A 25,413-nucleotide genomic window follows, 5' to 3' on the forward strand; every position below is an offset into this window, starting at 1 on the left:
CAGACTTTCACAAGAGTTAAAATCCGCATTTCAAGTCACACACTCTCCACTATTTTTCCCAATCGGATAGCGGGTTCACCTCTTCCGACTTTATTACCCAGTCTCTTACTTTCACGTTTTTCAAAAACTTCCGGGCTGCGTTACGAACATCCTCGATCGTCATGCTTTCCAGAATCTTGTCGAAAACCTTGTGATTCGTGGCGTCCACCTTGCTCTCGGCGTAAGTATTCAACACGTTCATCCAGTAATCAACACCTATATTCTCATTCTGTTGATCCTGCATCCGCCGGATAGAGATCAGAATTGGCGACAATTCGCTCTCCGAGAAAAGCTCATCTTTACTTCTCTCCAACTCGTTATAAATGATCTCCTTCATCCGTTCCACCTTATCCCGTTGCGTCTCGAAGCCTACCATTAAAGTAGCTTTACGATACGGGAAAGTCATGCAGTTGGCATCCACGTTAACGCCATATGTGGCACTCTCCTGTTCTCGAACGATAGCGAACAAACGGTTCCGCAACATCTGTCCCCAAATTGTCAAGGCCATTTGCTCCTTATCGGAAAACTTCCCGTCATTCTCTAACATCAAATTCACCATTCCCTTGTCTCCCGGCATTACCACCTTGAATTCACGGGCAATCGTGTCGGTATCCACGTCGTAATTACGAATGATATATTCCTCCTTCTTCCCCTTGCGAGAAGGCAGCGAGCCGATATATTCACACGTCAGACGGGCGGCCTCGTCCCGGTCAATATCACCCACGATACAGAACGTAAACTCTTTCGCATTCGAGAAACGTTCCCGGTAAAGCGACTTCATCCGCTCGAAATTCATCTTGTCGAAATAAGCCGCACCCCAATCCCGGTTACGATCGTCGATACGAGTCGTCAACTTCCGAATCGAATCCTGAACCAGATCCTGTGGAGCCTGACGACGATTTTCGTACATATATTTAGCACGTTCCACGTATTTGTCAAACTGCGGTCTACCGAAACGGGGTTCCTCGAACATCAAATAGTACAACTGGAACAACAACTCGGCATTATCCGCTTTCGTGCTACCGCCAAAACCTTCCGTGTAATCACTTACCATCATGTTCAGACGAATCTGTTTACCCTGCACGAGATTCTTCAACGTGTTCAGGTCGTACTTGTATATCCCGGACTTCATTGCCAAAGCCTGCATCGCAGCCAGCGTCGGCAAATCCTCGGCATCCACCACGGAACGCCCGCCATGACTACTACAAGCCATGGAAAAGAAACCATTCCCCTCTTCCACGTACTTGTAGAACACCCTAGCCCCGTTGGACAACGTCCACTCTTCTGCCTTGAACCGATCCAACTTTTTCACCTTCTTGATTGTTCCCCCTTGGAGTTTCAAATCAAATTCTTCCGGAATCTTGTGTTCAATCACTTCCGGCTGGATGTCTTTCTCAGCGACCTCCGCCATGACATCAAGCGCCTGATCCTTGGTCAAATATTTGTAATCCTTGTCATTACCGGATACCACGATAATCCGGTTCGAATCTGTGGCCCACGAATGAATCCAATCGGCCATATCTTCTGGTGTGATCTCCAATAACGCCTCTTTCAAGACGTCTAACTCCTCGCTCTGCTCCCGGAAAGGTAAACCACTCAGGAAATGAGACTGGAACACGCTCACGTAGTAAGAATTACTCTCCTTCTCTGCAGCACTCTCCATTTTCTGCAGTTCTTGGAAAAGTGCCTCCTGCACCCGTTCCACTTCCACATCCGTGAAACCGAACCGTCGAATCTCTTCCCATACCGTCCACACCTGTTCAAACGCCTCGACATCCTTGTCCTTATAAGGTACGATGTCTAAAGAAAATCCATTGTAATTCCGAACAAAGGAACCGAACTCGGCCGACGCGCTCAAAAACTTCTCCCGGTTGTCATTCACGATACGTGCCAACCGTTGTCCCCAGATTGCGTTGAAAATACGAGCCTTGAACGAGTAGGATTTCCGTCCCAGTTCATCTAATCCTTCCACCCGGTGAGCCCGCTGGTGAAAAGAAATCATTTTCGAGCGGTTCTCCGGGTCCAGGATCAACATATAATCCAAGTCCGCCCGGTCGGGAATCTCCACCTCGTAGCGTTCCAGCGGGTTCACCCGTGCCGGGATCCGCCCGAACATCTCTTTTACTTTATTCTCGTACTCCACCTCGTCAATATCCCCCACGATAATCACACACTGCAAATCGGGACGATACCATTTGTGGTAGAATTCACGTAACACGTCGTACGGGAAGCTTTTCAACAACTCCACCGTGCCGATCACGTTCCGCCGGGCATACTTCGTGTGATTATACACCACGGGAGCGCTCCCCTCTTGCAAACGTCGTCCCACGTCATAATGACTTCTCCACTCCTCGATAATCACACCCCGCTCGTCATCAATATCCTTCTCTTTTAGTAAAATCTCGTTACACCAGTCCTTCACGATAAACATACACGTATCGACCAATCCCCCGTCAGCCGTGGGCACATCCTCGATATTATACACGGTTTGATTGATGCCAGTCCGGGCGTTAAACGTGAAAACACCTTTCCCTCTCAAATAAGGCATCACCCCACCCGGAAAATGAGTCGTCCCGTTAAAGGCCATATGTTCCAGAAAATGCGCCAACCCATTCTCGTGATCCTCTTCCAAGATCGAACCCACGTTCTGTAACAGGTAAAAACTCACCCGCCCCGGCTCTGCCTTGGAATGTTTCACGTAATAAGTCAACCCATTCTCCAACTTCCCGTAACGTAAACCCTCCATTCCTTCCTGCGCTGCCAAGGGGGCGAAAGCCGTGAAAAGAAATATCGTAATTGTAAATAATAATCCCCTCATACCTTTCATTTTGCTAATTCCAGCGCCTGCAACTTCCGCTTGATAATCATTTGGATCTGGGCAACCCGCATCTTGTTCTCGATCTGCAATGCCTCCATGTATCCTTGGTTATAAGCCTCTTTCGCTTTATCAAACTCTTTCAACGCCTTGTAAGTATCACCCAACATCGTCACGAAATTAATCCGGTCGATTAAACCCGTTCCCTCGTATTGCATCGCTTTCACCAACCAATCCTTTACCTGTCCCAACTGCTCATTATTCAATTTTCCCTTACTCATGACGTACATATTCTGGGCAATCTCTCCGTAATCATTCGCCCCTACCTGGTCTCCCAAAGCGGCAAGATACTTAGTCATCAATTCCACGTAGGATGTCACATCTTTCTTGTAAGACAACAAATACATTCCGTCATAGTAATATTTGAACTTCTCGTAAGGGGTCAAAGTTCCCGTCGGCATGATAGCGTAAGCCGCCTCCAGTTCCGTGTTAATTCTCTCCAAGTATTTTTTATACTCGTCCTTACCGGCTCTCGCCAGTTCCCCAATAACATTATTATTGTACTCCACCAACAAAATTCCGGGAGCCTCTCCCAGCTTGTTCATGTAGGTTTCCAAATTCTTCACCATGAATTCCATCACGGCATCATCCTTCACGCTTTTCTTGTTGAACTTGCTTACAATCTGAAAATCCTCCTTGTTGATAAAATCCGGTCCCATCTTGGCCTTCGTGTACTCATTGTACAACTTATCAATCCGCACTATCCATTTTTGAGCTTCCATACCCTGCAAGCCTCCTACATATTCAGGAGCTTGTTTTAATACCAACTGCATATCGGCCAGATCTTTCTTGGATTTAGCCCGATCATACAGTTTCTCAAAACTCAACTGCTCACCAGTAGCCACTTTTGCCAAATTCAAGAAATCAGCTTTTTCTCTGGCTCCGGCCAAACGAGATACCACACTGGCATCCCCCTTGAAAAATATCAAAGTCGGTAGTACCGTCACGTTAAACTTCTCCGCCGTTTCCTTCTGCCATCCTGTTTTTTCCACGTCAATCTGCATACAGACAAAACGCTCATTCATGAATTTTCCCACTTCCTCATCCGTGAAAACTTTCTCTGCCATCTGCTTACATGGCCCGCACCACGTGGCATAGAAATCCACAAATACTAATTTCTTTTCCTGTTTAGCTTTCGCTAACGCTTCATCAAAAGTTCCCTCGAAGAACTTAATTCCTTGGCCTTGGCCAGACATACTCCACCCCATAAACAGGGAGAAGCATATCATCATTACATATTTTCTCATCACAATCATTTAATAATAAATGTAAATACATCAGGTAAAACAGCCGAGTAACCTTCGTTACTTACTTTGATAGTCACCAGGTAACGTCCTTTAGGTGCCGTCGGTCTCAGCGGAACTTCCATCCGACCATTACCTCTCACAACGATTTCTTTCGAGAACAAATCCGCATTTCCCCCGTCAAAAGCCTTCACGCTCACAAATTCATAGTGTAACGGCTCTGTCCCGAGAACTCCACTAATCGCATTCGTCAACCACGGAGAATTATTATCAATCCGGATCTGGTCATTTGTCCAAGGATTCTCTTCTGCTGTTACCAACTTTGCGGGGATAACAATAGAATCCGGAACATACTCAGCACCTTCTGCTTTCAAAAAACCAATCTTGACATCATGACACCCAGTGAATGCCAGTATGGCTATAAATATAAATAGAATAACTTGTTTCATATTTTGTCTCTATCAATAATTAAAACTGTCCCAAAGTAAACGCATAAGCCAAAGAATGTACAATCCCGTTCGTCGGCTCTATATCCGTTGAGGCCACATCAATTTTAGTGTCCATATATTTCCCTCCTCTTATATACAGAACGACCGGTCCCGCCTCCGGAGTCTCCTCGTAAGGCTCCTGGAAAGAATAAATCCTAAATTTCGATCCGTTAACCGATATCATTATCATTCCGGACTCGGCATTATCGTCGGTACCTCTCGGAATATCTTTAACCTCGTATTTACCTTTCACGATATGACTTAATATCAACTGACGACAATACTCCTCTCCCTCACCCTCGATAAACTCTTTCACGCTATGATACAGGTAAACTTTCTGCCAAGTAGCACTCCATGTATATTTCTCGTATATTTTTCGACGGATAGAATGATTCGTCGGTCCGAAAAAAGTAATTTCTTCATATCCCGCTTTTTTCCCCGTGAAATAATCTTCCAATCCCAGGTAATCGATAAACACCAAAAGCGAATCCCAATTGTAAGAATCTGAATGCAAATATTCGTACATGTTTCCCGGGTACTTCTTCTGGGCCAAACCGGTATCAATTTGATTATATTTCGTACAACCAATAAATGACAATACCAGTAATCCTAATAATATTATTTGTTTCATATCTCTTTTCTAGTTTATATATTGTGCCCAATACGTATTTTGTCTTAACAAACTATTATTTTTAAATGCAGAATCGTGGATCGGGTAAAAAATAGCCCCACTTTTCACGTCTGCAATGGTCATCGTTTTGAAGGCGGTGGGTTCTAAATAAGTATTGATGTATTCCATCCCGTTCCGAACGACATCGTAGAACCGGTGACCTTCCATCAACAATTCCCGTTCTCTCTCGTGGAAAATAGCGTATTTCAATCCTTTCTCGTCTCCACTACTATTCGGATAAGCTTTTGCCCGGTTATAACTTCTGATCTCGTTCAAATCTTTTTTTGCCAAACTTTCCTCACCCACTTTAACGTAACATTCAGCGCGTAACAAATAAATATCAGCCAAACGCCAATAGGCATAATTAGACTTCATCGCCACCAATTTCAATAGATTCGGATTATAGGCATCCTTTTCATATATCCCGACCCGCCATCTATAGGGGAAAGCGTAACCTCCGGTAATTTTGTTTATTTCATCTCGAACACTATCCCGGTTATACTGTCTTTGTTCTTCGGTGTATTCATCTTCCATGAACATCAGTTCCACCGTATCCGTGCTGTAATAAGCATATCGATAAAAATAAGCTTGCGGACGTAAATCCGATTCATCATACATTGATTTTATCGTTGAATAGGCAATCAACGCTTCCTCTTTCTTATATTTATGCTCGCTCGCGGAATAGTCCAGATGCTGTGGATAACCGATATATTTTTGTCCGAACAGGTAAGTCGAGAAAATATACTCGTCCTGCATATCCAAGGTATATTCAAAAATTGACTCCGGATTATTCGCCTCGTTATCAGAGAAAAGTTGAGATAACTTTTCCGGATCACGAACCAACGTGTAATTCCCGACATCTCCTTTAATCAGATACCCGGCGTATTCGATGGACTTATTATAACAATCCTTTGAATCACCTTCAAGTTCGAGAAGATCGATCATACTCCCTTTCCACGCATAAGCATGAGCAAGCAAGGCACAAGCATTTCCCTTACTCCCGAATTGTTTGGAATTAATCACGGCACCCAATCGATCCACCACGGCCCCTTGAACCGGCAATATGTTAAAAGCCCTCGTGGCATTCGCAATCACCGTATCCAGAACCTCCAATACCGGTTTCTTCCCGTAAGGCTCCGAAGAAGAACTGTTTCTAGTGATCGGAACTTCGCCGTATGTACGACTTAAATAAAAATAACTTAATGCTTTCGCGAAATAAGCTTGAGCCCGGTAAAAATCTAACCGTTCCGGGGTAACATTTCCCTGGGCATTATGCATATTATCCAGCAACACGTTGGCCATGTATATCACCCAATAACGTTCAGTCCAGTCGGCAGAACCGGTACCGTTACTTCCAACCACTTTTATCGGATCCCATGCCTGGCGCAAGCTGGATGTCACTTCCCTAATATCCCCCATGCCGGCATGGCTCCCGGCACCACCAACTCGCCACACGAAACTCTGCATTTGATACAAAGTCACTTCTAGATCCTGTTCGGTCTTGTAAAAATTATCAAACGTAACTTCCGTTTCCGGCTCTACATCCAACAGACTGTCACACGAAGCGAGCAGAGCGATCAATAAAATATAGAGTATTTTTTTCATAACTAAAATTTAAGCGTTAAACCTAATGTCACCTTCCTTGCACTCGGGTAATTGGTCATCTTGTCCAGCCCTTCCATTACATCCACGTTTTCCGGGTCAAGACCGGAATAATTAGTCCACAAGAACAAGTTTTCTCCCGTGAAGAATACACGCAACCCCTGCAAATGAATTCTCTTCGCCCAAGCTGCCGGGAGATTATATCCCAAGGTCAATTGTTTCAAACGAAGGAAATTCACTTTTTCTATATTAGAATCAATCAAAGCATCATACTGTCCGTAATAGTAACTATAAACAGAAGACATTATCGGATAATCAGCATTATCTCCCGGTTTTTCCCAGAAGGAAACATTCCGGTAATCTTCAAAAATAGCTCCCGTTTTACCTGATGACTCAAACATCAACGAACCTTTTCTAAAGACATTAATCATCTTCCGTCCTAAAGAGTAATTGAACAAAAGATTCAAATCAAAACCTTTCCACTTGATTTCATGAGCAATACCTCCATGAGCGATAGGCAGGGTCGAGCCGGCGAAATACTTGTCATCTTCAGATATAATCCCATCCCCGTTTAAATCATCAATCAAATTCATTCCCAACCGGGTAGGCTGAGCCATACCTCCATCACCTAGTGGTTTTGGGTTTCCTTTAGTATCGTAATAAATTGGGACCTCAGAATCACTCTGAACCGTTCCAAGATTTCTGAAAACACGCAACTCATTGGCCGAACGTCCGATCACATATTTCTGGTCAACATCCATACCCGTGTTCGTTTTCTCCAAACGGTTCCAATTTCTGGAAACATTGAAACGCATCCGCCATTTCACGGCCGTCTCGCGCAATATATCCAATTGAGCTTCCAACTCGACTCCCTCGTTAGAAATCTCCAAGGCATTATCCCACAAATTCTTGTGAAAATAAACCGTTCCGGGAAGATCCACCTGCCACAACAAGGATTTCGTGTATTTAAAATAGTAATCCATCTTCAATTTCAACCGGTAATCGAACAAATCGACATCCAAACCGAGATCATACTGATCGGATTTCTCCCATGTCAAGTTCCGATTCTCCATTTGTGCAGGAACCAATCCGGCAACCCCCAAGAAAGAATCCCCCTCACCGATAACTCCTTGCGCTAAATAAGGATCCAAGAAAACCTGTCCGGAAGAACCCCAGGAACCGCGAATCTTACCGTGACTCAACCACCAGAAATTTTCCATAAAAGCCTCGTCAGAGAAGTTCCATCCCAAAGCAACGGAAGGGAAGGTCGCCCAACGCACATCTTTCCCGAAAACGGATGAACCATCCCGACGTAAAGTAAGTTCTATCAAATATTTCCGATCCAAGTTATAGGCTACCCGACCAAAATAACTGACCATGATCTTCTCCTTGAAATCAGAATTAAAAGACTGCATCGCGTTCATTACCCCATCGATCTCCTTTAGCGTAGGCATCACCGACGTTACATAATGAATATAATTACTGGGGGCTCCTTTTCCTTTTCCTTTCAAGCTATTCGAAGCTTCACGGGTGTAAGAAAAACCTAATAGCCAATCGAAATTATGACGTTCCTTCAAACTGAAATTATAATGCAATAACTCTTCTGTTTGAAGCAACACGCTCCCCTGCATCTGCCCGTACGAAACGCTCAGTCCGTTATTAAAGTCCATCGTACTCGGCTCAAAACGGTTTACTTGAGATTGGGTGTAGTCCACTCCTAACGATGCGGAAAAATCCAATCCCTCAAGAATCTTATAAGCTAAACGAATATTTGAACGAATATTATAATTATATTTCTTCTCAGAAACATCATTCAAATTTTCAAATATTTTATCGTAAACTTCTCCTTCAGCACCCAGCATAGTTGAAGTACTTTTGGGGTTTACCGTCATATAAGAAATATTATGACTTCCCAAACCACCTGAAGCCATACTCATATCAGAATAGGACATAGCCAAACGAATATCGAAAGTAAGATTCTTCCGCGGGGTTAAATTCAAATTGGAAATTAAATTTGCCCGGGAGAAATCAGAACCGACATTGATACCTTTCTCGTTGTACCAACCAAGTCCCACCATATATTTCACCCGTTCCGTTCCCCCGGAAGCCTGAAGATTCGCGTTCAACGTTTTCCCCGTGTGGAAAGCATATTTCCACCAGTTCGTGGAATTATTATAAAACGGATTCAAACTATCCTGCAACAACCTATTTAGAGGAGGAGCACTAAGTGCATTTGAAATACCATTATGCCAGAAATAATCATAGAATCCGGTAGTCCCTATCGCCTCTTCCGGAGAATTGGGAAGATGTAACTGATTATTGGAATCGAAATAACCGAGTACTACATGTTTAGCAGCCTCCAGCCACCATTTACGTTCCCCGTTACCTTGAATCTGAAGGGGCGTTTCCGGGTACCATGTCCATGAATAAGAAGCATTTGCCTGAAAAGTAGCCTGCCCGGCTTTACCATGCTTCGTGGTAATCAAAATCACCCCGTTGCTAGCACGTGAACCGTAGATTGCAGCCGATGCAGCATCCTTCAACACCTCGACGGATTCAATCGTCATAGGGTCTATCTCCGCCAGCGTGTTGGTACCTGTTAAAGGAGATGTAAACGAATTAACCGGTACACCATCTACCACGTACAATGGAGTATTTTCACTGATACCCTTGACCATTAAAGTATTGTAACCACGAATGGCGACACGGCTACCCCCACCTCCGGGAGCCCCGGACACGTTATTCACCTCGACTCCGGCCATGTGACCTTGCAACAGATTCTCCAAGCTGGCAGAAGGAACTTCCTCCAAATCTTTTGCCTTCACGGATGACACGGAACTGATCAATTCCTTTTTATTACGTTCTCCATAAGCGATCACGGTAACTTCATCCAAGTCAGAGACCTCCTCTTTCAGCATCACGATCAGCTCATCGCCGGCCTTAAACGTTTTCACTTCTTGTTTGAAACCCACGAAAGAGAATATCAACTTACCTTTCGAAACAGGTAACGTCAAGGAAAACAACCCGGCTGCATCCGTGGAACATCCCACCGTGGTACTATCCAAACGAATGGTCACCCCGGGGAGCGGTTGTTTCTTTTCGTCGATCACCTTTCCCTTGATAACGAATTTCTTTACCTCCTTCTTTTCATCCTTAGCGACAGAGGGTTTTACAATAATAACATTCCCCTCAAACAAAAAATCCAAACCCGAAAAAGTACGTTTCAATAAAATTTCCACGGCCTCATCCTTGGCGGACACGGAAATGTTGTTAAACGAGACCAAATCGGCATCATTGTACACGAAAAACAAATTCGTCTCCTTCTGAATCTGTTTAAATAGTTCCATCGCACCAACATTCTTCACGTCCAACGTCACCCGCTGTTCTTGCGAGAAGCCATTGGCAGAAATCGTCATGCTGGTCATTGTCATCAAAATAAATAATAACCTCATGATTTTCAATAAATTCTTTTTACCATAGAAATAGTAAAAACTTTGGTTTTTTTTCATACATTTGATTTTTGAATTAAAAAACTACTTGGGTAAACATTGTCGCATTTGTTTACCCGAATGAATTCAAACTCCGGATAAGTAGCCGCTTGTCCGGAATTTTATTTTCGCACGATTATCACTCTACCTTTTATCTCGAACTGCACATGGGATGTCTTCTCGATCAGAGACAACAACCCATTAATTTCCTCGTAACGGGGCAAATACCCGCTAAACCGTTCGTTTCTTACCTCGTTATTCACAAAGAACACCTGAATATCATACCACAACGATAGTTCATCCAGTATCTCGCCTATACTCTTGTTCTCGAAATAATAATTTCCTCGCTGCCACGCCACGTAAGATAACACGTCCACGTCCCGAACCGTAACCCGTCCCGCGAGCTTGTTAAACACCGCTTGCTGGTTCGGTTTCAACATCACTTCCGCCAATCCCTTCGGTTTCACCGACACGGAACCTTCCACCAACGTCGTTTGGATCTGGTCATCCCGACGAGAGTTCACGTTAAACTGCGTTCCGTACACCTTCACCTCCATCCCGTTCGCCTCCACGATAAACGGTTTCTCGGTATTCTTCACCACCTCGAAATAAGCCTCTCCCTCCAACCGTACCCGTCGCTCCTTACCCGCAAACTTCACCGGGTAACGAATCTCTGTCGCCGCATTCACCCACACTTTCGTCCCATCGGCCAGCATGATCGTGTACTCTCCCCCTTTAGGAGTAATCAAGCGATTCTGTAAATTAACATCCTGATCATCCAGAGAATCCACGTAAACCAACGCCTGATCATTCGTGTGAATCGTCACCCCGTCAATCTCTTTCAGTGTCATCCGGGAAGTATCAAGAGCAAGGACTTTCCCGTCATTCAACACCAACGTCGCTTTTCTCACGCCATGCTCAATAGGCCCGATACCGTAATCCACAACTTCCTCCACGGATTGCCTTGTCCAAAGTAACATTCCCGCAATAATCGGTAATGCCAACATTGCCGCGTAACTCACCACCTTCAACCACACCCGTCGTCCCCGTCTCCGGTAAGCCTCGTCAACTCTCGTCTCGAAATCCTGTTTAAATCGTTTCTTTGTCTCCACGCTCAACTGGAAATTCTCCCGCCTCGCCACGAAACGTTTCATCTCCCCGTAAAGCTGTCGATGTCTTTCCGATTCATCCAGCCAAGCTTCCAAAACCTGCCTATCCTCCTCATCCAGTGAAGAAGTAAAGCTCCGTTTTATCAACCTCCAATCTATTTTCATCGTATTTTTCTAAAAATTTCGTCCCTATAACACGAAACCTCGAAAAATGTTTACAGGAGAAATGAAAAAATTTCAGAATTTTATCTTATCATTAAAATCAAACCTTCCATTTGCGAGTGATACCGTTTTTTTGAAACTCGATTATCCCCCGCAATTTCATAAATGTTGCGAGCAAGAAAAATCTGAACTAATGTGAAAAATCGTAATTATAATTTCATCATCCAGTTATCATATTGCGAGCCGCTCCCATTCCGCTCCCATTCCTCCCCTATTCCCCTCCTATAACAATAACAAATATTTGTATTACGATAGGATATATTAACATTCGGTTTGGTCTATAATAACTATTTAATTGTGATATAATAACCATACCCGGCAGAAGCTTCCCCCAAGATCTCGTTTTTCAAGGACAAAAACAGCTTACCCGGGTCACGCACGTCACAACACACGAATGGAGCCGATTTGAAACAGCCTATACATTTTCAAGACAAACCGTCAACATGAAAAGCACTAGCGCGAAATCATAATCCGAGAAACAACGTTTCAACTTTTCCAACCCGCGATGCAACTGTACCTTTACGGTATTCTCATTCATCCCCAACTGTTCGGAAATCTCGCTGTATTTGTACCCATGCACGAAACGAAGAAGGCACACTTCCCGACATTTTTCCGGTAACTCGTCCAGCACCTCCCGGATTTTCTCCAGAATCTCCTCCCGATCAATCATGTCCACGTTGTCCGAATAGACTGCCGCCTCGGCGTATAACGCCATGTTACGATCCTCGACTTTCGCGTCCCGCAGGTAATTGTAGCAACGATTACGCACGCTCGTGTAAAGGTAGGCTTTCAAGGAACCTTGGTAATTTTTCAGAACCGATTTTTCATAGATCGCGATAAAGACCTCCTGCACAATATCATTGGCCACGTCTTCCCGGAAAACCATATTCAAGGCAAACGTGAACAACTTGTCGAAATACCTGTCAAACAAATCTGAATAGGCTTTTCGATCATTCCGTCGTAATCTCTCTATCAATATTGATTCATCCAATTTCGCACTTATTTTGAACCATAGTGGGACAAAAATATTTTTTATTTTCCACTTATAAAAAGTATTCCTCGTAATTTATGTTCAAATTAACATACTTAATAGTTGAATACAGATAATTAGAAACACCATCGCTATCGGATAAACCGTTGCATAGGCCACGCTCGGGATGTTACTGTCAGTCATGGAGTCAGCGGCAGCCAATCCCGGTGTACTCGTCATTCCTCCCGTGATCGTTCCCATCAGATCCAAAATATTGATCCGGAAACCGTAGTACCCCACCAACAGAGCCACGATCATCGGCAACAAGGTAATAGCAAAACCTACCCCGAACAGGGTTAACCCGCTATTCACGAAGGTTTGTACCAGATTCACGCCTGCCGAGGTCCCGACTTCCGCCAAAAACAGTAACAATCCTAATTGACGTAACAGTTGATTGGCCGGGCCGGACATAGACCACACGATAGGTCCAGTCTTACCAAGATAACCCAAAACCAGAGCCACGATCAGAATTCCTCCCGTCAATCCCGGAGAAAAGGTGAAACTATCGGAAAAAGAGATATTCACCTTTCCAAAAAGCACGCCCAACACGATACCCATTGCAATCGGGAAAAAATCGGTGTCCGACAAACGTCTCTTGTCATTCCCCAAAAGATTCAACACGTCCTTCATGCTCTCCTTCCGGGCTATTACTGTCAACTTATCACCAAAACGCAGAACTAAATCGGGACTCGGGGCCACGTCAATACCGGAACGACGCACACGGGTCACCGTACAGTGATAATTCTGATGCAGGTTCAAACTACCCAAGCTCTTCCCGGCCACCTCTTTATTCGTCAACAGCACGTACTGCATATCAATGCTATCCCCCAGAGGCAAATCCTGATTCATCTTTTCCCCGACCAAGATTTCTAACTGCCGCAAAGCATTCGGGGAGCCTACCGCCTTGATCAAATTTCCCTCCCGCAACACGGATAGAGGGGTTGGGATCTCGGTCAGGTTATCGTGAACCAAACGGGAAACCACGGCTCCTGTCATGGTCCGAATTTGCAAATCAGCCAAGCTCTTGTCAAAAGCGTTCGGATTACTCACCCGGAAAACAGCCGTTTTGATCTCCGGGTATTGTTGTTGCAGCAAGGTTTCCAGCCGTTTTTCCTCCGCACGGATGTCCACGCATAATATCTTAGGTAAAAGTTTCACGAACAGAATCACCCCGATCACCCCAAAAGGATAGGCAATCCCGTAAGCGATGGAAGAGGACGAGGAACCCGTGGCATCAATAGCGGCAGCCAAACCCGGTGTACTCGTCAACGCTCCCGCAATCAATCCCACGACACTCGGCGTATCGATGTCAAACAAATATTTAGAGGCAATTCCGGTCAGTGCTGCCGTGGCCACGATTAATAACGTGATAATTGCCAGCACTTTCCCTTTCGCTTTAAAAGAGGTAAAAAATCCCGGCCCGGCCTGCATTCCGATCGTGAAAATAAATAGTACCAACCCGAAATTTCCCAGTTCTTTCGGGATAATTACCCCGAAATGACCGAAAAGCAAGGCGATAAAAATGACCGCTGACACGTCCAGCGATATTCCTTTAAAATTAATTCGTCCCAGTATAAAACCTAGAGCAACAATTAAAAACAACGCAAAATAAGAAGATTGTAATAATGATTCCATAAATAAATAGATTCCGTGATTACCGATTAATGATTTCGTGATTAATCGGATGATTAAATCAATAATTTATCCAGCTGTTCCCAAAATGTAGGGAAAGACTTCGTCACCACCCCGGCATTGCGGATGACCAAACCGGGTAACTTTAACCCGACAGGAGCAAACGCCATTGCCATACGATGGTCTTGATAAGTATCTATTTCCAATGAAATCAACGTATTCCGTTCCCGATTCCATGACAACTCGCCATGCACGGAGACATCCAGATCATACCCCAATTTATGTAACTCTCGAATCGAGGCGGCTACCCGGTCACACTCTTTAACATACAAAGTTTCCAAGCCGCAAATATGAAACGGAATATCTTTTAAACAACAAGTCACGATAAAAGTAAGAGCCAGATCGGGCATTTCAGTAAAATCCGCCTCGAAAAAATCCGTATTTTCACCGACAACCCGCAAGAGAACACCCGATTCCTGCCATTCTGTTTGCACCCCTAATTGTTCCCACAATCTATATTGCAGCGCATCCCCTTGCAAACTGTCTTTTTTCAAGTCCGAAATAAAGATTTCCCCCAGCCCGACAATAGAAACCATCTCGTAGAAATAAGATGCTGCCGTCCAGTCGGATTCCACGCGCAGGTTTACCGGGATGTACCCCTTCTCGGGAATAATAATCTTTTTCCCTTCCAAACGCACGTCTACCCCGAACAAGCGCATCATGCCGACCGTCATCCGTATGTAAGCGGCAGAAACGATTCTTTCTTCCAAATCGAGCGTCAAGCCTCCCGGCAGCAAAGGGGCAATCATCATCAAGGCCGACACGTATTGACTACTCACGGATGCGTCTAACGACAGGGAACGCCCTCCTTGTAAAGGTGCGGAAGTAATCCATAAAGGCGGAAAACCCTCGTCTCCCATGTAGGCGATACTCGCACCTAATTCCCGCAAAGCATCCACCAATACCTGCACGGGACGCTGTTTCATACGCTCCGAACCGGTTAATTCCCGGACCCCGCCTTTCAAGGCAAAATAAGCTGTCAAGAAACGCATGGCAGTTCCGGCGTGTCCCACGTTGACCAACCTGTCTGAAGTGGACAGGGCCTCCCGCAACACCCGTGTATCATCGCTATCCGACAAATTCTCCGGTACCGGGCATCCTGCCAAGGCACATAACACGAGCGCCCTGTTCGAGATACTCTTTGAAGCCGGTAAAACAGCCACACCTTCAATCTTTGTCTTGTCCCACGCGATAACTCGATCCATAATTCTACTCGTTATTTACACTTGGCTCAATGCCTCAACCACTAAATCTTTCGAACAATAATTATCCAATGAAAATTCCCCGATACCCGGGAGTAACGTGAAATTCACTCCCCGCCGTTCGTTTTTCTTATCATGCAACATCAATTCATACAAGGTATCAACATGCTCCATCAGAGGATAGTTCGGATAATATCGTTTGACAAAATTCCGGACTTCCCGGTAAATTTCTTCCGGGAAACCTTTTTCTTTGACGGACAGGTATAATTCGGCCACCAATCCCAATGCCACCGCCTCCCCGTGCAAAAGAGCCATTCCCCGCATGATAGACAAGCTTTCGATGGCATGCCCGATCGTGTGTCCGAAATTCAACACTTTACGCAGTCCCTGTTCCCTAGGGTCTTGGGAGACAATTTCACCTTTTATCGTCACGGAGCGCCGAATCAGCTCCAGAAAATCTTCCGGACTCGTTTCTTGATATTCCAAGCTCAACAACCGGGTCAAATACTCCCGGTCTGACAATAAACCATGCTTGATCATCTCCGCGAAACCGGACATTCGTTCCCGCACGGGTAAATGACTTAAAAAATGGACATCGATAATCACTTTTTCCGGAATGGAGAACGTGCCAATCTCGTTTTTCAAACCGTTGAAATTAAACCCGGTTTTACCGCCCAAAGATGCATCAACCTGCGCCAGCAGTGTCGTGGGAACATTGATGCAACGCATCCCCCGTTTGAACGTGGAAGCCGCGAATCCTCCCAAATCCGTCACGACACCACCTCCCACGCACACGAGAATGGAAGATCGACGCGCCCCCCGTTTACTCAACATCATCCAAATCCGGCTGACGCTTTCAATCGACTTATACTCTTCCCCGCAATCCAGAACCGTCACGTGAGAGGGAATCCAATCCACCTTCTCAAACAAGCGATCACAAAAACCGACCGTGTGCTTATCTGCCACGATAAATAAATTCTCGTGCCTGATTCCTCCCAGCAATTCGGCAAGGACAATGCTGGCATCCGTGGTAAAAATGATACTTTCCATTCATCCTGTATTTCCGTACAAAATTAAACTATTTTAATCAGATGCCCAAAAGAGAAAGGGTTTATAAGGTTCATAAGGTTTATAAAGTCCATAAAGTTCTTGGACACCCACGGGACCTTTGTCCACGGCAGCTTGGTTTGCCGATAGATTTTGCCCGGAGGACACCCCGCCACTTTATAAACCTTATAAACTTTACAAACCTTATGGACTCATTTTCTCCATTTCATTCGCTTTTTAAACTATAAAGGTGTATTTTTGTCATAAATTACTTTTAAATATCGGCGTATGAATCATGAAAACTCGGTCCTGACAAAGGTTGCCATCACCATGGCACCCCGGCTTAACAATGCTCTTTTTGCCTCCTTGTTCCAACAATGTGGCGGAATTTCCGGCTTTTTCGAAGAAACAGATCAAAATATAGAGACTCTTTTCCGGGAAAATAACCTGACAAACATCCAACCCGAACGCTCCCGCTGGTTACAGATGGCAAAACAGGAGTTGGACGTCATGGAAAAACATCACATCCGGGTATGCGGAATCGAAGATTCGAATTATCCCCGCCTTTTGAAACATTGCGCGGATGCCCCGCTCGTACTATTTTATAAGGGGATTCTGGATGCCTCCGACTCGAAGAATATTGCCATCGTGGGGACCCGCAAAGCAACCGAAATGGGCAAGAAACGAGTAGACACGTTGCTCCATGAACTGGCCGAAACAGGTTACCACCCGAATATTATCAGTGGATTGGCTTACGGGATCGACATTACCGCCCACACGGCGTGCATGCATTACGGTTTAAAAGCACAGGCCGTTCTCGGACACGGCCTACACATGGTTTATCCTGCCTCACACAAAAGTATGGCCGAAAAGATTTTGGAACAAGGGGGAGCTTTAATTTCAGAATTTCCGACTTGCGCACAGATTTTACCGACAAACTTTCTCCAACGCAATCGAATCGTGGCAGGCATGAGCGAGGCGATTCTTGTCGCCGAATCTCCCATAAAAGGAGGGGCCATGTCTACCGCCCGACAAGCCTTGTCGTACAACCGGGACGTGATGGCGATTCCCGGAAGACCGGAAGACCCGACCTTCGCCGGGTGTAACCTGTTGATCAAACAAAATATTGCCGCCTTGGTAGAAAACATCAAGGATCTGATCCGGATTCTCAACTGGCCACCTCTCCCAACCGGACCCTACCAGATGTCCCTAGATTTATTCCCCGTAACAAATAATGAAGTATTACTCATGGAGACTCTGTTAAAAAGAGGAGAACAAAATATCGATCAGTTACATCAACTTACACGCATACCCGTGCATGACCTCTCCGTACTTCTTTTAAAACTCGAGCTGGAAGGTCACGTGATGCAACTCCCCGGTAATTGTTACACGCTCATTTAACAGGTTTTATTACAGATTCATAGCACTTCATGAATCGTGATTGAAATTTTAAACTATTATAACGTTTGCACCTACCAAAAAATAACTCGAAAAATTTTTGGAATCATAAACAAAAGCATACCTTTGAACCGAATTTTGATAATTCAAGTAAATGAAAATGTTTTTTTAAAGTTTTTACTTAAACAATATTCAAATGAAAGCAGAGATTAAAGAATTCATGGATGCCTTAAAGGCTAGAACCGTAGGTGAATCAGAATTCCACCAGGCAGTTCAAGAAGTGATTGAAACTGTATGGGATACCTATCAGGCAAACCCGAAATACAAGGCTAACAAGATCCTTGAGAAAATGGTAGAACCTGAAAGAGTAATCATGTTCAGAGTACCCTGGATCGACGATAAAGGTGAAGTACAAATCAACCGTGGTTATAGAGTACAATTCAACAGTGCTATTGGACCGTACAAAGGAGGTTTGCGTTTCCACCCGTCAGTAACCCTTGGCGGTTTGAAATTCTTAGGTTTCGAACAAACTTTCAAAAACTCTTTGACTACTCTTCCGATGGGTGGTGGTAAAGGAGGTTCTGACTTCAACCCGAAAGGAAAATCAGATAACGAAATCATGCGTTTCTGCCAAAGTTTCATGACTGAACTTTGCAAATATATCGGTGCTGATACTGACGTACCTGCAGGTGATATCGGTGTTGGAGCTCGTGAAATCGGTTTCTTGTTCGGACAATACAAGAGAATCCGTAACGAATTCGTTGGTGTATTAACTGGAAAGAACCGTGAATTCGGTGGTTCAAGAGTACGTCCGGAAGCTACTGGTTACGGTACCGTTTATTTCGCACAACACATGTTGGCTGAAAAAGGTGAGAAAATCGCCGGTAAGACTGTAGCTATCTCTGGTTTCGGTAACGTAGCTTGGGGTGCTGCTCAGAAATTAGTTCAATTAGGTGCTAAATTAGTTACCATTTCTGGTCCTGACGGATACATCTATGATGAAAAAGGTCTTACTCAAGAAGGTGTAGACTACATGTTGGAATTGCGTGCTAGCAACAACGACGTTGTAGCTCCTTACGCTGAGAAATTCGGTGCTAAATTCTTCCCGAAAGCTAAACCTTGGGAAGTTAAATGTGACATCGCATTCCCTTGCGCTATCCAAAACGAGTTGAACGAAGAAGATGCTAAGAAATTGGTTGCTAACGGTTGCCAAATGGTAGTTGAAACTTCTAACATGGGTTGTACTGCTGAAGCTGTTAACTACTTGAACGAGCACATTACTTTCGCTCCGGGTAAAGCAGCTAACGCTGGTGGTGTTGCCGTTTCTGGTCTTGAAATGAGCCAAAACTCAATGAGATATAGCTGGACTGCTGAAGAAGTAGACGCTAAATTGTCTCAGATCATGAAAGACATCCACGATACTTGCGTTAAATTCGGTAGAGAAGGTAACAAGATCAACTATGTTAAGGGTGCTAACATCGGTGGCTTTATCAAAGTTGCTGAGGCTATGTGCGCTCAAGGACACTGCTAATAATACAGTAAGTCTATATAAAGAATCCGCCTCGAACGAGGCGGATTTTTTTATTCCTCTCTATTACCCGATCAGTAAAATTGATAAAACAAAAAGTAATCCGTGTATGCTATTATCAGGTTGTTTCCTGTACTTTCGCGTCATGAAAATATCAAAATATGCGTACTCATAATAAATCATCACAAGGTGCGGTCCGGATGGACAATGCTGCACGGTAGTTTACTGAACAAAATTCTGTTGTTTTCTCTGCCATTAGCGGCAAGTAGCATCCTGCAGCAGTTATTCAACTCGGTAGATGTAGCCGTCGTGGGAAGATTTGCCAGCGATCAGGCTCTGGCAGCTGTGGGAAGCAACAGTTCGGTGATCAGCTTGATGATTAACCTGTTCGTGGGAATATCCGTCGGGGCAAATGTCGTGATCGCCAACTACATCGGGCAAAAAGATGAACGGGGAATCAAAAATGCCATACACACGGTCTCCGTGATCGCCTTGACAAGCGGGTGCCTACTACTCGTGGTAGGTTTACTCATAGCCCGCCCGATACTGGAAGCTATGGACACGCCCGATGATGTCATTGACTTGGCAGTTCTGTATCTTCGCATTTACTTTCTCGGGATGCCCTTCTTCATGATTTACAACTTCGGGGCAAGCATTCTCCGTAGCATGGGAGACACGAAACGCCCGCTTTATTGTCTTGTTGCTGCCGGGATCATCAATACCGTGCTAAACTTACTGTTGGTCATTGTCTTCAAGATGAGTGTTGCAGGCGTCGCTATTGGTACGGTCGTTGCCAACATGTTCAGCGCAGGCGTGATCATATACATCCTGCGACACGAACAAGGGCCATTCAAACTAAACTTCAAGCACCTCCGCATCAATCGTCCCGAATTACGAAAAGTTCTTCAAATCGGTGTCCCCGCAGGAATACAGGGGATGGTGTTTTCGATTGCCAACATTTTCATACAAGCAGCCGTCAACCGATTCGGTTCTGCAGCCATTGCAGGCTCCGCCGCAGCCCTTACTTACGAGTATTACTGTTATTTTGTCGTTAGCGCTTTCAGTCAAGCCGCGGTAACTTTTATCAGCCAAAATTACGGGGCCGGACAAATTGATCGCTGTAAAAGAATTTTCCGTCTGACGATGTTATTAAGTGTTGCCTGTTGCGGCTTGCTGAACGTGCTATTCGTCTGGCAAAAACACTTCGCCATCAGCTTCTTCACGTCCAGTCCGGAAGTATTCCATTATGCAGCACTTCGCATGAATATCGTCTTATTGACACAGTGTCTTGCCTGCTCATACGAAATTGCCGGAGCTGCACTCCGGGGACTTGGCTATTCCATGCTACCAGCAATCCTCACCGTGTTTGGTACCTGCGTCTTACGATTGCTATGGATATACCTTGTCTGTCCCTTATTGCCCAGTTTCGACGCCTTGATGGTCATCTATCCCATCTCGTGGATCGTGACGGGTGCTGCCGTTTTGGTCGCATACTACGTGGTACAGAAAAAGTTATTCCGGCCCAAGGAAATGCCAATTTTTACCTAACAAGGTAAATGTTTAGGGTTATACCCCGAAAAACTTTTCAAACAAAGATAGTTTTTCGGGATATAACCCTAAATCATTTAAAAATGATTTCTATTTTTTAGAAAAATACTTCTCGATGATCTCTTCCAAAAGCGGACCATGCGGGTTGCGAGCAAGGATTTTACCGGATGCATCGATTAAAACCGTAAACGGTATCGCCTGTACCCCGTAATCAACACGGGAAACACTTTCCCAACCTTTCAATTCGGAAATCTGGATGCCTGCCGGCTGATGCTTATTCAAAGCTCCCTGCCATTTTTCCCGATCAGAATCAACGGACACACCCACAATTTGTAATCCTTGATTTTTATACTTTTCCTGCAATCTCTTTAGCAGAGGAACCTCCTGGATACAAGGGATACACCAAGATGCCCAGAAATCCAGTAAAATAAGTTGTTTCTTACCGACATAATCCGATAAACGAATCTCTTTCCCGTCTATTGTTCGAGCCACAATCTCCCGATAGGGCATTCCCACGTTTGTGACTTTCTGCGAATGCACGAAATAATCCTGTTTTTCCTGACGAGCCCGGATTAAAGTCTCGTATTGCTCCCGTATTTCCGGCCGAATAGTCGGATAAACCTCATCTACAAAAGCCTTGCTATACACATCTTTCCCGCAACAATGAAAGAAGAAGAACTCCCCGATTTCAGTACCCGCGTATTCTCGAATAAAGTTTTCTGATGCCGGAATGACATTCTCCTTGAAAATAGCACTACTTTTCAGATTATAGTAGTTATCTACCTCATTTTCCACACTCCCCGGCAAACGCTTCACGCTATCCCGTTCCTGCCATAAAAGTTGGCGTTGACGCACGGTTTCCCGCTTGGCCTCTCCTATCGTCGTCATGTACCGTTCATTTACAGGGGTTCCCGCCATAATGATTCCCAGCGTATCGTATTCTATCGTAACGTCTCCGGGTTCAATCACCACGGCTATTGAAGCCATATCCGGGATCTTATAATCCACTCCATCAATTGTCAGCATATAGACGGTCGGTTCCTGCACCGTTCCGGCAAACCGAAATTTACCATCCTTAATTTTGACGCTATCCACTGGACTGGGTTTCTCCTCGGAGAAAAAGAACGTGGCAGGCGTAAGCTTAACCAGACATCCATCATAACGAGTCGGCAAACTCCCGGTAAGCGAATAGTGGTTCCCGCTCCCGCAAGAAGAAAAAAGTCCTGCTGCTGCAAGCAACAGGACAATCAGATTATTTCTCAGCATGATTTCCCTCCTCTTTAAGAATCTCGATAACATAAGAAATCTCATCCATCAGACCGCTGGGACTTCCACCGTACCCTTCCGCACGATAGCGGATATGCCCGTTTTTAAGGATGGCTTTTTGAGGAATACCCGATGTTCCGGGAAACATGGATTTATACACGACATTCCGTGAATTCTTTCCTTTCGGATTCGCATCATAAAGGACTTCCATGTTCCGGAAATCATTCTTCTTCCAAAGAGCATCTATCTTTTCACGGTTCGGTTCATCTTGCGTGATCACGAAATAAAATTTCACGGTCGGATCATTAGCATAAAGATCCACGGCCATCTGCATCCCATCTAAAGCAGCAATACAAGGCGCACACCACAAAGCCCAAAAATCAATCACCACGATTTCATCTTTTTTGAAACTGGCAGATTTCACTTTTCCTCCCTGATGTGATTCCATGACAAAGGGTTCAAAAGGTATATCTATAATTTCTGCACGAAGTTTATTCTTGATTTTTTCTACCTCATGCTTCGGTTTCAGAGATGCAATCCATGCCTCGAATGTGGCAGGTTTCTCCTTCAAGGTAGTATAATGCTCTCTTAATTTGTCATAAATTACCGGAGTCATCTGCCCGGCACTTGCCGCACCTTTCATTGCTTCGAAAGCCTCAGTATGGTTTCCTAACTTTTCCAGACTCACGATGTATGCCTCATTTCCTGCCGGATAAGAGATATACCGTTGATCCTCGTCAATCAAATTCATCATGTCCACGGCCTCTTGGTAACGACCACATTTTTCGGCAACTTGAGCATGAACACAGATGTAGTAATTCAACCACAAGCGAGCAAGCTCTTCCGCTTGTCGGGGAGAAGCTGCTATCGTCTGCCGATACGAACCGTCACCCACCTTAGCAATCATCTGGTCGATGAATTTCTTTGAAATCTCGACATAGGTTTCCGGTGGCGTGGGAGTTTTCCGAATAGCAAACTCGACACTTTTCCGGAATACATCATTGATCATTACCATATCCATCTCAGGCAATATTTCTTCCAGTTTCTTGTAATTCCCCGATTTGTAATACCTCGTGGCCAACTCCCGATAAAAATTATTATACACGAATCCTCTAGGATTCGGATTCTTCCTCCATGCCTCTATCGGGAAATCTTTTCGAAACTGATCGGCAGCCGCAAAGTATTCCTCTTCAGGCAAAGCATTCAACTCGAAAGAACGGTTAAAACGAGCCAAGCCCCCGTGCGGGAACAATTTGAGGATCACCTGATTGATACTATCCGCTTTCACTTTATTTTTCAAATCAATCCGGTAAGTACTACTGATTTCCTCGTATTCATTCTCGGTCAAATCCGGTTGGCTTTCCATGACTTTCAACAAGTGTGCTATTCCGGGACGACTGTTATCCCCATACATTTTTTTCAAAACTGATTTCATAGTCCCGAAAAAGTGGCGACCATATTGAGGATAATGTTTTGTCTCCTGATCCGTCCACATCATCGCGGCCTCGTTAGAAATCTCCTTGTAGTTCCCGGAAAAATAATTCCCGGTTTCCGATCCCAGCGAAGGCATCCGGAATACACCCCAAGCAAGGTATCTACCCGGCAAATAATCACCCGCACTATTTTTGGGGATAAACATAAACCCGTTATCGTTATTATTATCCGTTGAGTCCGGTTGCAAGGTAAACGTGGACTGGAATTTAAAAGCGATAAAAGCACAATTTTCCGGCATCTCGAAAGTTCCTTTCCAAAGATCTCCTTCCTGCTTCAATTGCACATCGCCCATCTCCCAGTGATAAAAATTATACATATAAACAATCCCGACCAAATCGGATCTACCTTCTAACGGTCCTCCTTTCGGATTATAGGTCAATTCCAAACTCTGACCGGCCACGGGTACTTCCGGATTTAAGGTCAAGCGGGACTCGTTTTGCTGGCCCAAAGCCATGTTAACCATGGCTAGGCAAGCAAAAAGAACATAAACAAATTTCTTTTTCATACTCTACAAACAATTATCTTTACAGTGATTTATTAAAAAGTCGTATTACCCATTTTCCGAAGATCAATACCAAATTCTTTCTTGTAGTAATCAATTAAAATATTCCATTTTTTCTGGATCAACTCGTATTCCGGGTTATTCAGGAACCAAGCTACTTCCTCATCCGTCTTTTCCCGCAGATGATACAAAAAAGACTTCAAATCATTCGCCTTTGCTTGAGTCCAAGCATAATCCCCGTAGTACCATTCTTCCGGCTCTCCGTTATAATAGGACGACGGTAGGAATCCTCTTTTCCGATAAGTTTCCAAAGCTTCTGCACCGGAAGAAGGAAGTACGGGAGCATTCTCGTAATCCGTATCTTCATAAAATTCATCAGGAACATTCAGTAACCCTTGAGCAATGTAATAATCCCACATGGTGGATAGTAATTCATTCTTTCTCGCTTTTTTAGTTACGGCATCCATACCGGCTAAATCCTTATTCATCCCCGCAATAGAAACAGAATTTCCATTAATTCGCTGATTATAGCAAACATACCATCCCGGAGAAACGGCTGAACGATCCCAATAGATTGAATCGGCCAAAAAGACCCGGTAAGGTAATCCCCCTTTCTTCAAAAAGTCATCCGGAAAAAACTGTAACCAGATTTCATGAATGTAATCAAGCATCTCGTCCACGTATTGAGTTTCGCCCATTCTGATTACGTAAGTCTGTGTACCTGTACCCGCAGATGTCTGCGTCCAAAATGCATCCTTAGACGAGTAATTATAAAGCACGTAACTTCCATACGTATCAAATATATCCTGTATCCTAGCATTCGCTTCGTCGGAAGCATCACCTTGCGGCAACACGTAATCCGGCTGAATTTCATCCGGTGCTCCTATTTTATGATCTTCGCTACAAGATACACTTACGCCCCACAGACAAATTATAATAAATATTATCTTTTTCATAACCGTTCGTTTT

17 protein-coding genes are annotated in these 25,413 nt (G+C 44.5%); 3 read left to right on the forward strand and 14 right to left on the reverse strand.

Going from position 1 to position 25,413, the window contains the following annotated elements; translation table 11 throughout:
- Nucleotides 1-49 precede the first annotated feature (49 nt).
- From R8806_RS12345 to aroB, 11 genes are all read right to left on the reverse strand, one after another.
- On the reverse strand, nucleotides 50-2,857 hold the full coding sequence (locus R8806_RS12345) for a M16 family metallopeptidase (RefSeq protein WP_164719804.1): 2,808 nt from the start codon (nucleotides 2,855-2,857) through the stop codon (nucleotides 50-52).
- A gap of 5 nt (nucleotides 2,858-2,862) precedes the next feature.
- On the reverse strand, nucleotides 2,863-4,161 hold the full coding sequence (locus tag R8806_RS12350) for a thioredoxin family protein (RefSeq protein WP_164719802.1): 1,299 nt from the start codon (nucleotides 4,159-4,161) through the stop codon (nucleotides 2,863-2,865).
- 5 nt (nucleotides 4,162-4,166) lie between these two features.
- Nucleotides 4,167-4,607 (reverse strand): hypothetical protein, encoded by a 441-nt coding sequence (locus tag R8806_RS12355; RefSeq protein WP_124317708.1) that lies wholly within the window; start codon nucleotides 4,605-4,607, stop codon nucleotides 4,167-4,169.
- 19 nt (nucleotides 4,608-4,626) lie between these two features.
- Nucleotides 4,627-5,277 carry a fasciclin domain-containing protein gene (locus tag R8806_RS12360; RefSeq protein ID WP_151412073.1) on the reverse strand — a complete coding sequence of 217 codons (651 nt, stop codon included), beginning with the start codon at nucleotides 5,275-5,277 and terminating at the stop codon, nucleotides 4,627-4,629.
- 9 nt (nucleotides 5,278-5,286) lie between these two features.
- The gene (locus R8806_RS12365) at nucleotides 5,287-6,921 is read right to left on the reverse strand and encodes a RagB/SusD family nutrient uptake outer membrane protein (RefSeq protein ID WP_124317754.1); all 1,635 of its coding nucleotides are present in this window, start codon (nucleotides 6,919-6,921) and stop codon (nucleotides 5,287-5,289) included.
- 2 nt (nucleotides 6,922-6,923) lie between these two features.
- On the reverse strand, nucleotides 6,924-10,427 hold the full coding sequence (locus R8806_RS12370) for a SusC/RagA family TonB-linked outer membrane protein (protein WP_124317753.1): 3,504 nt from the start codon (nucleotides 10,425-10,427) through the stop codon (nucleotides 6,924-6,926).
- Nucleotides 10,428-10,528: 101 nt separating this feature from the next.
- Nucleotides 10,529-11,680 carry a FecR domain-containing protein gene (locus tag R8806_RS12375; protein WP_124317752.1) on the reverse strand — a complete coding sequence of 384 codons (1,152 nt, stop codon included), beginning with the start codon at nucleotides 11,678-11,680 and terminating at the stop codon, nucleotides 10,529-10,531.
- A gap of 472 nt (nucleotides 11,681-12,152) precedes the next feature.
- A complete protein-coding gene (locus tag R8806_RS12380; RefSeq protein ID WP_164719618.1) occupies nucleotides 12,153-12,728 on the reverse strand; it encodes an RNA polymerase sigma factor in 576 nt (191 codons plus the stop codon).
- An 81-nt stretch (nucleotides 12,729-12,809) separates the two neighbouring features.
- A complete protein-coding gene (locus tag R8806_RS12385) occupies nucleotides 12,810-14,402 on the reverse strand; it encodes an aspartate:alanine exchanger family transporter (RefSeq protein ID WP_124316601.1) in 1,593 nt (530 codons plus the stop codon).
- A 53-nt stretch (nucleotides 14,403-14,455) separates the two neighbouring features.
- Nucleotides 14,456-15,664: a 3-phosphoshikimate 1-carboxyvinyltransferase gene (locus tag R8806_RS12390; protein WP_124316600.1), complete on the reverse strand. Its 1,209-nt coding sequence runs from the start codon at nucleotides 15,662-15,664 to the stop codon at nucleotides 14,456-14,458.
- Between the two features lie 15 nt (nucleotides 15,665-15,679).
- The gene (gene aroB / locus R8806_RS12395) at nucleotides 15,680-16,711 is read right to left on the reverse strand and encodes a 3-dehydroquinate synthase (protein WP_124316599.1); all 1,032 of its coding nucleotides are present in this window, start codon (nucleotides 16,709-16,711) and stop codon (nucleotides 15,680-15,682) included.
- Between the two features lie 285 nt (nucleotides 16,712-16,996).
- Between aroB and dprA the strand changes: the two genes are divergently transcribed.
- The 3 genes from dprA to R8806_RS12410 all read left to right on the forward strand — a co-directional run bounded on the left by dprA (nucleotide 16,997) and on the right by R8806_RS12410 (nucleotide 21,182).
- The gene (gene dprA, locus R8806_RS12400; protein WP_124316598.1) at nucleotides 16,997-18,109 is read left to right on the forward strand and encodes a DNA-processing protein DprA; all 1,113 of its coding nucleotides are present in this window, start codon (nucleotides 16,997-16,999) and stop codon (nucleotides 18,107-18,109) included.
- 193 nt (nucleotides 18,110-18,302) lie between these two features.
- Nucleotides 18,303-19,637: an NADP-specific glutamate dehydrogenase gene (gdhA, locus tag R8806_RS12405; RefSeq protein ID WP_124316597.1), complete on the forward strand. Its 1,335-nt coding sequence runs from the start codon at nucleotides 18,303-18,305 to the stop codon at nucleotides 19,635-19,637.
- Between the two features lie 186 nt (nucleotides 19,638-19,823).
- A complete protein-coding gene (locus tag R8806_RS12410) occupies nucleotides 19,824-21,182 on the forward strand; it encodes an MATE family efflux transporter (RefSeq protein WP_317715692.1) in 1,359 nt (452 codons plus the stop codon).
- A gap of 90 nt (nucleotides 21,183-21,272) precedes the next feature.
- On the opposite strand, the gene R8806_RS12415 is transcribed toward R8806_RS12410, so the two are convergent.
- From R8806_RS12415 to R8806_RS12425, 3 genes are read right to left on the reverse strand one after another with little or no spacing between them, the layout of a single operon-like run.
- Nucleotides 21,273-22,448, reverse strand: a complete 1,176-nt coding sequence (locus tag R8806_RS12415; protein WP_164719617.1) for a TlpA disulfide reductase family protein — start codon at nucleotides 22,446-22,448, stop codon at nucleotides 21,273-21,275.
- Nucleotides 22,435-24,447: a TlpA family protein disulfide reductase gene (locus R8806_RS12420; protein WP_124316594.1), complete on the reverse strand. Its 2,013-nt coding sequence runs from the start codon at nucleotides 24,445-24,447 to the stop codon at nucleotides 22,435-22,437. The genes R8806_RS12415 and R8806_RS12420 overlap by 14 nt, the downstream gene beginning before the upstream one ends.
- A 32-nt stretch (nucleotides 24,448-24,479) precedes the next feature.
- Nucleotides 24,480-25,400, reverse strand: a complete 921-nt coding sequence (locus R8806_RS12425) for a hypothetical protein (protein ID WP_124316593.1) — start codon at nucleotides 25,398-25,400, stop codon at nucleotides 24,480-24,482.
- Between the last annotated feature and the right edge of the window lie 13 nt (nucleotides 25,401-25,413).

It is taken from the genome of Butyricimonas faecihominis, assembly GCF_033096445.1.
In the GTDB taxonomy this organism is placed as follows: domain Bacteria; phylum Bacteroidota; class Bacteroidia; order Bacteroidales; family Marinifilaceae; genus Butyricimonas; species Butyricimonas faecihominis.